This window comes from Aeromonas sp. s10, assembly GCF_040907975.1.
GTDB lineage: Bacteria > Pseudomonadota > Gammaproteobacteria > Enterobacterales > Aeromonadaceae > Aeromonas > Aeromonas caviae.
Map to the genome: position 1 here is coordinate 12,680 of NZ_JBFOCV010000021.1, position 11,650 is coordinate 24,329.

The 11,650-nt window shown below is 61.5% G+C and carries 12 protein-coding genes and 1 pseudogene; 9 read left to right on the forward strand and 4 right to left on the reverse strand.

The genetic code is table 11. The features are described from left to right. Positions 1-89: 89 nt before the first annotated feature. The gene (locus AB5Y59_RS05270) at positions 90-923 is read right to left on the reverse strand and encodes a nuclease-related domain-containing protein (protein WP_139737845.1); all 834 of its coding nucleotides are present in this window, start codon (positions 921-923) and stop codon (positions 90-92) included. A 254-nt stretch (positions 924-1,177) separates the two neighbouring features. After that, positions 1,178-2,146: an autotransporter domain-containing protein gene (locus tag AB5Y59_RS05275; RefSeq protein ID WP_139737844.1), complete on the reverse strand. Its 969-nt coding sequence runs from the start codon at positions 2,144-2,146 to the stop codon at positions 1,178-1,180. A gap of 290 nt (positions 2,147-2,436) precedes the next feature. Here AB5Y59_RS05275 and AB5Y59_RS05280 point away from each other — a divergent pair, with 290 nt between their 5' ends. The 5 genes from AB5Y59_RS05280 (at position 2,437) to AB5Y59_RS05300 (ending at position 7,149) form a co-directional block, all read left to right on the forward strand. Next, the gene (locus AB5Y59_RS05280) at positions 2,437-3,087 is read left to right on the forward strand and encodes a DedA family protein (RefSeq protein WP_010675180.1); all 651 of its coding nucleotides are present in this window, start codon (positions 2,437-2,439) and stop codon (positions 3,085-3,087) included. Positions 3,088-3,332: 245 nt separating this feature from the next. Next, positions 3,333-4,628, forward strand: a complete 1,296-nt coding sequence (locus AB5Y59_RS05285) for a DEAD/DEAH box helicase (protein WP_180344881.1) — start codon at positions 3,333-3,335, stop codon at positions 4,626-4,628. A 115-nt stretch (positions 4,629-4,743) separates the two neighbouring features. Next, positions 4,744-5,379, forward strand: coding sequence for a DUF2913 family protein (locus AB5Y59_RS05290; RefSeq protein WP_069652571.1), 636 nt, complete (start codon positions 4,744-4,746; stop codon positions 5,377-5,379). 253 nt (positions 5,380-5,632) lie between these two features. Beyond that, positions 5,633-6,673 (forward strand): M35 family metallo-endopeptidase, encoded by a 1,041-nt coding sequence (locus tag AB5Y59_RS05295; protein ID WP_029314738.1) that lies wholly within the window; start codon positions 5,633-5,635, stop codon positions 6,671-6,673. Between the two features lie 44 nt (positions 6,674-6,717). Next, on the forward strand, positions 6,718-7,149 hold the full coding sequence (locus AB5Y59_RS05300; protein WP_041213092.1) for a hypothetical protein: 432 nt from the start codon (positions 6,718-6,720) through the stop codon (positions 7,147-7,149). On the opposite strand, the gene AB5Y59_RS05305 is transcribed toward AB5Y59_RS05300, so the two are convergent. Continuing rightward, a complete protein-coding gene (locus tag AB5Y59_RS05305; RefSeq protein WP_272949315.1) occupies positions 7,146-7,271 on the reverse strand; it encodes a hypothetical protein in 126 nt (41 codons plus the stop codon). The two genes, AB5Y59_RS05300 and AB5Y59_RS05305, sit on opposite strands and share 4 nt — an antisense overlap. A 74-nt stretch (positions 7,272-7,345) precedes the next feature. On the opposite strand from AB5Y59_RS05305, the pseudogene AB5Y59_RS05310 reads away from it, so the two are divergent. The 4 genes and pseudogenes from AB5Y59_RS05310 to AB5Y59_RS05325 all read left to right on the forward strand — a co-directional run. Next, positions 7,346-7,571, forward strand: a pseudogene (locus AB5Y59_RS05310) (nuclear transport factor 2 family protein); the annotation flags it as partial. Positions 7,572-7,901: 330 nt separating this feature from the next. After that, entirely contained in the window at positions 7,902-8,675 is a 774-nt protein-coding gene (locus tag AB5Y59_RS05315; RefSeq protein ID WP_042879441.1) for an amino acid ABC transporter substrate-binding protein, read from the forward strand. A gap of 57 nt (positions 8,676-8,732) precedes the next feature. After that, positions 8,733-9,389: an amino acid ABC transporter permease gene (locus tag AB5Y59_RS05320; RefSeq protein WP_174217478.1), complete on the forward strand. Its 657-nt coding sequence runs from the start codon at positions 8,733-8,735 to the stop codon at positions 9,387-9,389. Beyond that, entirely contained in the window at positions 9,386-10,147 is a 762-nt protein-coding gene (locus AB5Y59_RS05325) for an amino acid ABC transporter ATP-binding protein (RefSeq protein WP_010675170.1), read from the forward strand. The genes AB5Y59_RS05320 and AB5Y59_RS05325 overlap by 4 nt, the downstream gene beginning before the upstream one ends. 86 nt (positions 10,148-10,233) lie before the next feature. Here AB5Y59_RS05325 and AB5Y59_RS05330 read toward each other — a convergent pair whose 3' ends face one another. After that, the gene (locus AB5Y59_RS05330) at positions 10,234-11,649 is read right to left on the reverse strand and encodes an FAD-dependent oxidoreductase (RefSeq protein ID WP_201893670.1); all 1,416 of its coding nucleotides are present in this window, start codon (positions 11,647-11,649) and stop codon (positions 10,234-10,236) included. Between the last annotated feature and the right edge of the window lies 1 nt (position 11,650).

Sequence of the window (11,650 nt, forward strand, 5' to 3'; positions counted from 1 at the left end):
AATAGAGGTTATCTGGGTTTGTGATTATGGCCCCATGGTTGCCAGGTCTGTACCGCGGTTATTTTTCTAGCGTGTAATTTTGAATGATGTCATCCCCTGCATTTTGGATATCCGCTGCATCCCCAAAACTGGGTGCCTTTATGCTCCCCTCGGCTGGCGGTACGCAATACCATAGGGTTGCCACATCGGGGGCATGCAGGACTCTGCTCCGTGGGAGCAGGCAGGATGCGAGAGGAGGCAGTCGTGTTGTCAGCCAGAAGGGTAGCAGAGGGTGATTTTCGTGAGGGCGCCAGGTGGCGCGCCTTTAGTTGTGCAACATGTTGTCTGTGGGTCTGCCAGTTGGGAGTCAATCGTGTCTGCTGGATGGTCTTGACCACCTGGATGATGTCGGCAGGGGTCAATACCTGTGTGGTCTTCTCCTTGATATATCGGATCAATCCACGGTTCATGACGTTGTCCGGCATTGGCGTCTTGAAAGTACAGTCGCCAATAAAGTAAATCACTGAGTGCAGTTGCTGATCCGCTAGGCCCAACAGGGCCTTCAGGGTCATGACGTGCAGATGATTTTGATGCAGCGGGTTTTGAAAACGATGCTTGCGGCGATATATCTGCTGAGTCCAGCTTTTATGGGCCGGATTGCCAAATATCCATCCTTTCATGTTTTTTGTTTCGATCACGAACAGGCCAAACCGCGAAACAATCACATGATCTATCTGGGTAGTGCCCTGAGAAATCGGCAGGGTCACATCCTTGAGCAGGCGATATTCCCGTTTGTCGAGAAAGAGCCCGAGGCAAAGATTGAGAAACCACTCCCCGACCATCCCTTTGAACCAGGGGCTTTTGACTATCGCGACCAGCAACAGCAAGGGGAGCACAAACCAGAGTTTGGTCAGCAACGGTGCCAGCAGACTGGTCACATCCATCTCATTCCTCCTCGGCTGTCGAAGCCATATCCGGCGCTACTAGCCAGTCCTGTTGGCTGGCAATGAACATGGGGCCCACTGGTGCCAGATGGAGTTGAGTGGGCGACAAAGCATGACTGTAGTGAGTGGTGTGCAGGAACGAAGAACAATCTTTATCAACTGGGCGGTACATCACGCAATTTTGGCTCCAGAGGGGCATCCGCCATGGCGTACAGGCAGAGAAGGCCAATGGCGGGAGAGAGATTGAATGCAGACTAGAAACTCATCGCCAGTCCGATGGAGTAGCCGCTGGTACTGTTGCTGAACATATAGCGGGCCACCAACCGGGTGCGGGTGATGAAGATGTCGTACTTGCTGCTGTCGAGTTCGAGGCCAAGTCCCAGGGAGTTGAGGCTGTTGAAACCGAGCAGCCCCCGTTGCTGCCCCAGGTATTCGGTTCTGGCTCCTTCCAGCACGTAGCGAAGGGGCCTGTCCAGCAGGGTCCAGTCCCACAAGGGGGCGCGGCGGCGCAGGTAAAGCCCGAGGTTTTCCGCATCGGCCTGACCGCTGACGCTCTCGGCGGTGCCGGTGAAGCTTTGCAGATGCTGGTAGGAGTAGCGCAGCTCGGCATCGATGTCCTGGGCGGCGGAGAAGAGTTCATAGTCCAGCATCAATGAGCCGCCGAGGCCGTAGACATTGAGGGTGCCGCCGTCGAGGAAGTCCAGATGCTTGTCGCTCCTGTGCTTGAGCAGGGCGGCCCCGATGCGAAGATCGCTTGCCACCGTGCCCAGGGTGACATTGGCGATGGGCCGCAGCACCAGATTGCCACCAAAGCGATCCCGGTGGACGCTGACATCCCAGCCGATGCCGCCGGTGGCGCTCAGGCTGTTCCATTTGGTGGGAATGGTGCGGGTCTCGTTGCCATCGGTGAACACGAACTGGGGATCGTAGCGGCTGTAGCCCAGGGTGCCCTCCAGATAGAGGGGCACATCCTCGCTCAGGGTGGCGCCACCCCCGAGCTGGGTGATGGTGAGGGCAGAGGTGTCGTTGGTGCCGCTGCCGATATTCAGGTTGCTGGCGGTGATATCCGGCACCACGGCGTAGCTCATCAGGGAGACGACGGCGTTGGCGCGCTGTTGAACCAGGCTCTCGTCGCTGGCACGGGCCTTTGTCACAAGACCGGCAGAGACGCCGGCAAGCACCGCCAGCAAGGAAAGTGTGTGAGAAGAGAGCTGTCTTGCCATACCTGGCTCCATGAGTACCCCGTCCATTGGGGCATGCTCACACTGTAACGGTTTTCATCTGGCTTGGCAGCCTGGCAAGGGCCGACCCGTCCTGTTTTGGGCGTGCGCATTGGGCCGCGAGAAGGGTGAGCCGCTGGGCAGAAATCACAGACATTAATTTATTGTTCAGTTCCCCGGGTGTATAAGAGGCCTCCCATACGAACATTGGGGTGGTAGCAGGGATGGATTACCAGACGGGGCCTTAGGGTCATCATGACGAATGCGCATTACGTTGATGGGAGTCACACCAGATGCAGGACATGCTGCTTGCCATATGGCATCAGGATTTTGATCAGCTTATACAAATGCAGGCAATCGGTCTGCTCGTCACCTGTCTGGTGGTGATCCTCTTCCTTGAATCGAGCTTCGTCTTTCTGCCCCTGCCCGGTGACAGCCTGGTGCTGCTGGCGGGCGGTCTGGTGGGCATGGGGGTGCTGGGACCCGAGGTGACCTTGCTCTATCTGCCGCTCGCGGCCGGGATAGGGAGCGTGCTCGCCTACTGGCAGGGGCAGGCACTGCATGGCACCCGTTTCATGGGCCATGTGGAGCGAATGATCCCGGAAGGGAGCCTGCCCAGGGCCTCCCGACTGCTGGATCGTTACGGCTTCTGGGCCATGTTCGTGTCCCGTTTCATCCCCTTCGTGAGAGTGTTGACCCCCATGTTGATGGGAGTCTCCCGCCTGCACCTGCTGCGGGTGGCCGTGGCGAGTTTTGCCAGCGCCTTCCTCTGGTCCCTGGTATTGAGCATGGTGGGCAAGATGGTGATGGCGACCCCGGTCTTTGCCCATCATCAGGAGCTGCTGACCAAGTGCCTGCTGGTCACCTCTTTCGGGTTGTTCGTCATCGCGGTGGCGGCCATCGGCATGCGGCTGCTCAAGCGTCCGAGCAAGCGGGTGCGCTGATCTCACTGCCCGGGCTGCGCCTGCTGCCGCGTCTGGAGAGCGCAGCCCCCGGAAAAATACAGGCCATTTGAGGCGGCATTCCTGTCGCCTATCTGTTACACTTCGCGCCCGCCATTTTCCGGCTCATCTTCTGATCTGATGTCAGACCCAGCCGTCCTTGGCTCCACGCCTCGCCGATGCCAGGCCACACGCCGGCCCAGGCCACCCACGCCAACTACAGCTCCGCTGGAACACAGGAACCCAACATGAGATTTGAATCGTTCGATTTTGCCCCCGAGATTTTGCGCGCCATCTCAGATTGCGGTTATCAGGAGATGACCCCTGTGCAGAGCCAGGCCATCCCGGCCATTCGCCGTGGCCGCGATGTGCTGGCCAGTGCCCAGACCGGTACCGGCAAGACCGCCGCCTTTGCGTTGCCCATCCTGCAACGCCTGGTAGACAACCCGGCGCCGGTGCAGCCTTCCAATGCCCGCGTGCTGATCCTGACCCCGACCCGCGAGCTGGCGGCCCAGGTGGCGAGCAATATCAACGATTTCGCCAAGTATCTGGGGATCTCCACCCTCACCATCGTGGGTGGTGGCAAACAGGATGTGCAGGCCAAGAAGCTCAAAGCGGGCGCACACATCATAGTGGCCACCCCTGGCCGTCTGCTCGAGCACCTCACCGCCTGCAACCTGAGCCTCTCCGGGGTCGAGACTCTGGTGCTGGACGAGGCGGATCGCATCCTCGACATGGGCTTTAGCGCCGATGTGCAGCAGATCCTGCAGGCGGTCAACAAGACACGCCAGAACCTGCTCTTCTCCGCCACCTTCTCCGAGGCGGTGAAAAAGCTGGCCAACCTCATGCTGGACAAACCCCAGGTGGTGGCCGTCGACAAGCAGAACTCCACTGCCGACACCGTGAGCCACACCGTTTATCCGGTGGAACAGAAGCGCAAGCGCGAGCTGCTCTCCGAGCTTATCGGCAAGCAGAACTGGCAGCAGGTGCTGGTGTTTGCCAGCACCCGCGAGAGCTGCGATGAACTGGTGGAGGAGCTCAACCTCGACGGCATCAAGTCTGCCGTGGTGCACGGTGACAAGGCCCAGGGGAGCCGTCGCCGCGCCTTGCGTGAATTCACCGAAGGCAAGCTGCGGGTGCTGGTGGCCACCGAGGTGGCCGCCCGCGGCCTGGACATTCCGAGCCTGGAATACGTGGTCAACTATGATCTGCCGTTCCTCGCGGAAGATTACGTGCACCGTATCGGCCGAACCGGTCGCGCTGGCAAGAGCGGCATGGCCATCTCCTTCGTCAGTCGCGAGGAGGAGCGCACCCTGCTGGAGATCGAAGCCCTCATCGGCCAGAAGATCCGCCGCATCATGGTGCCGGGTTACGAGGTGAGCAGCCGTGACGACCTCATCAAGCAGTTGCAGGAGCGCCGCCGCTTCGGCAAACGCCCGCAGCGTGAAGACAATGCCGCCGCCCAGGCCATGGCCGAGGCGAAACTGCAAGGCCAGCGCCTCAAGCGTCTGGCGGCGGCCAAGAAGCCCCGTCAGCCGAAATAAGGCAACGTCGCACCCTCCCGGTCGGGGAGGGGCGTTTACTTTCCAAAGGCGCCACTGGCGCCTTTGTGCTGTCGATGACGCGGCCCCTTGGCCGCCCCGTTTCAGAGGATCCGAGATGACCCTTCCTGCTTACAATCAGGCCCTGCTCGAGATGGCCCGCCAGAGCCTGGCGGAGCTGGAGCGCACCGCCGCCCAGAAGACGGGCAAACGCACCCCCGCCCAGGAGAGCCACTTTCTCTGTACCTGGATGGCGGATTCTCTCAAGGAAAAACGCTTCTCCCGGCTGGTGATGGAGGATCTCAAGACCTGGGTGCAACTGGGGCGGACGCTGGGGGCGGGGGCCGATCTCAAGGGGCTGCTTGAGCGGGTGCAGCGCCAGTATGAGCGTGCCATGCATGAGCCGGTACAGCTGGGGGCGCGCCTGGCCGATCTGCTCTTGGCGCTGGAGGGGGCGGGCTGGCTGGTGTTCACCGACAGCGAACTGAACACCCGGCAGCGGCTGCTGAGCCAGGGGCAATCCAGCCTGATCATCTCGGCCAGCGAGTATCAGGGCCATATCGAGGGGGGTGAGCTGGTCAAGCCCCTCACCCTCTATGTGCGCGGGGACGAGCAGGTACTGGCCGAGGCGGCATTTGCCCGGGGCCTGCTGCTGAGCCAGGGCAACAAGAAAACCACCCTGGTCAAGCACCACAAGGCCTATCGGCTGATGCCGGGCAACGCGCAGCCTGCCCTGGCGCTGTTGTCCTCCTGATCCCGCCTTCTCATCCCGTCACCCGGCCCTGCGCCGGGTTTTTTTATGGCAAATGCACCCCACGGGGTTACCTGCACGCTCGGGCCGGGCGGGCAATCTTTGTCGCAGCCAAGGGGCTCCCCCTCTGATGGGGGGCGTCCCCCATATGGAGGGATGGTGGGGTGGTGCTTCTGCTCTAGGGTGGATGGGCCCCAAAGAGGGCCTTAAAGGAAGCAGACCGCCTGACAAGGCGACACTCAATGAATGAGGAAACATGATGAAAGCGACTCCAATTGCCCTGTTGCTGGCCGGCGTGCTGGCGTCCCCGCTCTGCGCCGCCGGACTCGATGCCCGGCTCACCTTGGTGGAGGGCAGCACAGACGATGTGCGCGTCAACCTGACCCTGACCAACACCGGGGAGAAGCCGGTTCGTCTGCTCAAATGGCAACTGCCGGGCAGCGAGGATGCTCCCCTGTTCCAGGTGGAGCGTGACGGCCAGCCGGTGGATTACGAAGGGGCCCTGATCAAGCGGGCCGCCCCGAGTGACAAGGACTACCAACTGCTCAAGGCGGGCCAGAGCCTGACAGTGCAGGCGGAGGTCTCCGGTCTCTACGACATGAGCGCCCAGGGCCAGTACAGCATCCGTTACCTGCTGCCGACCGTGGCGCAGGAGGGGAAAGCGGCCAAGGCCAAACAGGCCCAGGCGAGCGAGTCCAATGCCGTGACCCTCTGGGTGGACGGGGTGAGCGACGATCGGGTGCTGGCCAAGGCTGCGGTGGCCGAGCCCCAGGCGGTGAGCGCCTCGGTCAGCTTCAGCGGCCGTTGCACCAACACCCAGAAGAGCGACATCCTGGCGGCGCTCGATGCCGCGAGTGGCATCGCCAACAACTCCAGCAGCTACCTCGCGGTGGACAAGCCGAATGGGCAGCGCTACCGCAGCTGGTTTGGCGCCTATGACGCCACCCGCTGGAACCAGGCCGAGACCAACTTCAGCAAGATCAAGGATGCCATCGACAACAAGCCGCTCACCTTCGACTGCGGTTGCAAGCAGAGCTACTTTGCCTATGTCTATCCGGACCAGCCCTACAAGGTCTATCTGTGCAAGAGCTTCTGGACAGCGCCGGTCACCGGGACCGATTCCCGCGCCGGCACCATTGTCCACGAGCTGAGCCACTTCAACGTGGTGGCGGGCACCGACGATCTGGGATACGGTCAGGCCAATGCGCGCAATCTGGCGAGCACGGATCCCCAGAAGGCCCTGAACAATGCCGACAACCACGAATATTTCGCCGAGAATACCCCGAGCGAAAATTGAGTTGCAAACAGGGGCCGGATGGCCCCTTTTTTGACGGAGGCACCATGATGACACTCTTGCTCACCACCCTAGCACTGGCGCCGTTGCAGTGCGAGCTGTCGGTCAGCGCAGAGAGCGGGGTGAACGAACCCCTGCCCCTGGTGATGACCCTGACCAACCGGGGGGAGACGCCCCTCGAGGTATTGACCTGGTTCACCCCCTTCGAGGGGTGGTTTGCCGATGCCATCGACCTGACCCGCGATGGGCAGCCGCTGGACTATCGAGGGCCGCTTGCCAAGCGAGGTACCCCCGGGGACGGCGACTTCCTGCACCTGGGGGCGGGGGAGCAGAGCCAGGCCGATGCGGACCTGGCGCAGGCCTACGATCTGTCCCAACCGGGCCGCTACCGGCTCAGCTATCGTGCCCAGCCCCTGACGCTGACCAAGGGCGTGGCGCCCAGCTGCCCCGCCATCGACTTTACCCGGGTGGCCCCCTAGGCGATCTGCGGCTTGCCCTTGGTATCCAGCAGCCCGACGGCGCGGGTGGCCACCGCCAGACCGCGTGACGATTGGCTTTCCCGCCAGCAGCAGTGCACCAGCGTGATCACATGGTCATCCATGGGTGTCGTCTTTATCCGGGTGGCACAGGCGGAGCAGGATCCGGCGTTTGCGACCTCGCTGGTACCGGTGGGTAAGTGGGGGGCGGAGCGAGGGGCGGGTCAACTTCGTCGAGATCCATCGGCGCTACCCGGCGGCCGGGCCTTGGAATATCGACATCGTCCGCCTGCTGGAGCAGGGCGGGAGGTGGTGACCGAAGTGGTGATCACTGACGGTGACGTCAAGGCGCGCGCCATCGCGCCTTTACCTTCCACGTGGTGCGTGGCAATCCCATTTGCCATCAGACTGAATTTTGGCCCGATTGATACGTTGTGTCGTGACTGGGCCACTGCCATCCCGCGGGAGCCGAAACCCGCCTGATATGGTTTCCGCTGACGGAGCGCCGCCAGCGGGGCGATTCCTCGGCCAGCCCGGCCATTATTTTTTCGTTATCCATTATTTCGCTAAATATCCCCGTATTTCATGGTTGGGTCATGCCATGAGCCACGTTATGTTTCATCCATACCGCCAGCAAGCACTATGAAGGTTATCTCTACCGATAATTAATTTAAATTAAACATGTTAACCGGCTGGTTTTATTTTGTGGTGGTTGGCAAGCGCTCTGGATGTTCATAAATATAACGAGGTGAATAATGAAAAAACGGCACTCCCTGTTTTTAATGGCGGCACTTCCGCTGGCACTGATGACATCGGTACAGGCACAGTCAAGCTTGGCCGAGATCCAGCGGGCCGGAGTGATCAAGATCGGCACCGAAGGGACCTATCCTCCCTTCACCTACCACGACAAGAGCGGCAAGCTGGTGGGCTTTGACGTGGAGATCGGCGAGCTGATTGCAAGCGGTCTGGGCGTGAAGCCGCAGTTCGTCGAGGGCAAGTGGGACGGGCTCATCGCCGGGGTGGACGCCAAGCGCTACGACCTGGTGCTCAACGAAGTGGCCATCACCCCTGAACGGTTGAAAAAATATGATTTTTCAGACCCCTACATCACCTCCAAGGCGGTGATCGTGGTGCACAGCGACAACCAAAGCATCAAGAGCTTTGCCGATCTGAAGGGCAAGAAATCCTCCCAGTCCCTGACCAGCAACTTCGCCCAGCTGGCGAAATCATCGGGCGCCGAGGTGGTGGCCACCGAGGGATTCAACCAGTCACTCGAACTGGTGCTGACCGGGCGGGTGGATGCCACCATCAACGACAGCCTCTCCTTCCTCGACTTCAAGAAACAGAAGCCGGATGCCAAATTGAAGGTGGCGGCCAGCGAGGCCAAGGGGGATCAATCTGCCGCCCTGCTCGCCAAGGGGCAACCCGAGTTGCTGGCTGCCATCAATCAGGCGCTGCGCAATGCCAAGCAGGATGGGGCATATCAGAAAATATCGCAGAAATATTTCGGCACCGACGTCTCGCAATAATATCGTGGCAACATAATAACAACTGAGGATATTAACGTGCCTGCCTGGTTGCAGTTAATGATCGACTCTTTTTGGCCCCTGCTCAGTGCGGGGCTTATTTTTACCGTGCCACTCACTCTGATTACCTTCGTGCTGGGAATCGTGCTCGGCTTGTCGGTGGCGCTGGCCAGATTATATGGTCCGGCTCCGCTGGTGATGCTGGTCCGCTTCTATGTCTGGCTTATTCGGGGCACGCCCCTGCTGGTGCAGCTGTTTCTGATCTTTTACGGTCTGCCGAGCGCCGGCATCGTGCTGGACGCCTTCACCGCCGCCGTCATCGGTTTCACCCTCAACATCGGTGCCTACAGCTCGGAGATCATTCGTGCCACCCTGGCGGCCATCCCCAAGGGGCAGTGGGAGGCGGCCTACTCCATCGGCATGAACTGGCCCCAGGTCATGTGGCGGGTGATCCTGCCGCAGGCGGCGCGTATCGCGGTGCCACCGCTCTCCAACACCTTCATCTCCCTTGTCAAAGACACGTCGCTGGCGGCGGCGGTGACCGTGCCCGAGCTGTTTCAGGCGGCCCAGCGCCTCGCCTCCGTCACCTATGAGCCGCTCATCCTCTATATCGAGACGGCCCTCATCTACCTGATGTTCAGCTCGGTGCTCTCCACCCTGCAAGACAGGCTGGAGCAGCGACTGGCTCACAAAGAGACCCGGGAGGTCGCCCTATGATCCGCTTGAGTGGCATCGAGAAACAGTTTGCGGGGCAGCGCGTGTTGAAAGGGGTGGGGCTGGCGATGGCCGCGGGCAGCGTCACCGCCCTGATCGGTCCCTCCGGCAGCGGCAAGAGTACCCTGCTGCGCTGCGTGAACCTGCTGGAGCGACCCGATGCAGGCCAGTTGGTGCTGGGGGGCAGCGAGCTCGACTTTACCCGGCATCTGTCACGGCAAAGCGTGCTGGCCCTGCGCCAGCAGACCGGCATGGTGTTCCAGAATTTCCAGCTGTTCCCGCACATGACGGTGCTGGAGAACGTGATGGAAGGGTTGGTCACCGTGTTGAAGTGGCCCAGGGAGAGGGCAGTGGCGCGCGCCCTGCAACTGCTCGACAAGGTGGGGCTCAGGCACAAGGCCGAGGCGGTGCCTGCCACCCTCTCCGGCGGTCAGCAGCAGCGGGTCGCCATTGCCCGGGCGCTGGCGCCATCCCCCAAGGTGCTGCTCTGTGACGAGCCTACCTCGGCGCTGGATCCCGAGCTTGCCCAGGAGGTGGTGGCCGTGCTGCGCCAGCTGGCCAGTGAGGGGACCACCATGCTGATCGCCACCCATGACTTGCGTCTTGCAGCCCAGATTGCGCAGCAGGTGATCTTCCTGGAGGCCGGGGAGGTGGTGGAGGCGGGCAGTGCGCGTCAGATGTTCACCACCCCCAAGCGGGCACGTACCTTCGAATACATCTCCACCCTCACCGAACGGCTGCCGGAGAGCTGGAGTATCTAGCCGGTTCTGGCGGATTGAGAGCGAGATAAAAAAACAGCCCCGCAGGAGCGGGGCTGTTTGCATGGCTGCTTGGTTATGGCGGCAGATCACACGGCCAGGTAGTCCATGATCCCTTCGGCCGCCTTGCGACCCTCATAGATGGCGGTCACCACCAGATCCGAGCCGCGCACTGCGTCACCACCGGCGAACACCTTGGGGTTGCTGGTCTGGAAGGCGTACTCGGCCTTCTCGGGCGCCTTGATGCGATCCCGGCCGTCGAGCTCGACACCGTGCTCTGCCATCCAGGGCTGGGGGTTGGGCTGGAAGCCGAACGCCATCACCACCGCATCGGCAGCCAGCACCTGCTCGGAGCCTTCAATGACTACCGGATTGCGGCGGCCATTGGCATCGGGGGCGCCGAGCTCTGTGCTCACCACCTTGATGCCGCAGGTGCGGCCGTGGGCGTCCAGCTCCACGCCGATGGGCTGGAGGTTGAACATGAATTCCACCCCTTCCTCCTGGGCGTTTTTCACCTCCCGCTTGGAGCCTGGCATGTTCTCGGCATCCCGGCGGTAGGCGCAGATCACCCGATCGGCCCCCTGGCGGATGGCGGTGCGCACGCAGTCCATGGCGGTGTCGCCGCCCCCCAGCACCACTACCTGCTTGCCGGCGAAGTCGATGTAATCGGCTTGCGCCTTCTCAAAGCCCAGCAAGCGATTGGCGTTGGAGATGAGGTAGGGCAGGGCGTCATAGACCCCCGGCGCCTCTTCGTTGGCAAAGCCGCCCTTCATGTACTTGTAGGTGCCGACCCCGAGGAAGACCGCATCGAACTCGCCGAGCAGATCGGCGAAGGTGACGTCACGGCCCACTTCGGTCTCGAGGCGAAACTCCACTCCCATCCCCTCGAAGATCTCGCGGCGGCGCTGCATCACCTCTTTCTCCAGCTTGAAGGAGGGGATACCGAAGGTGAGCAGGCCACCTATCTCCGGGTACTTGTCGAACACCACAGGGGTGACGCCATTGCGTGCCAGCACGTCGGCACAGGCAAGGCCCGCGGGGCCCGCACCAATGACGGCGACCCGCTTGCCGGTCTTGACCACCTTGGAGAGATCCGGGCGCCAGCCCATCTCGAACGCCTTGTCGGTGATGTATTTCTCGATGTTGCCGATGGTCACGGCGCCGAATCTGTCGTTGAGGGTGCAGGCACCCTCACACAGTCTGTCTTGCGGGCAAACGCGGCCACATACCTCCGGCAGGCTGTTGGTCTGGTGGGAGAGCTCCACCGCCTCCAGGATGCGTCCCTCGTTGGCCAGCTTCAGCCAGTTGGGGATGTAGTTGTGTACCGGGCACTTCCACTCGCAATAGGGGTTGCCGCAGTCGAGGCAGCGATCCGCCTGCATGCCGACCTGGGCCTGGTTGAAGGGCTCGTAGATCTCCACGAACTGGATCTTGCGGATCTTGAGCGGCTTCTTGGGCGGGTCGACCCGCTGGACATCGATAAACTGGAATACGTTCTGGCTCATA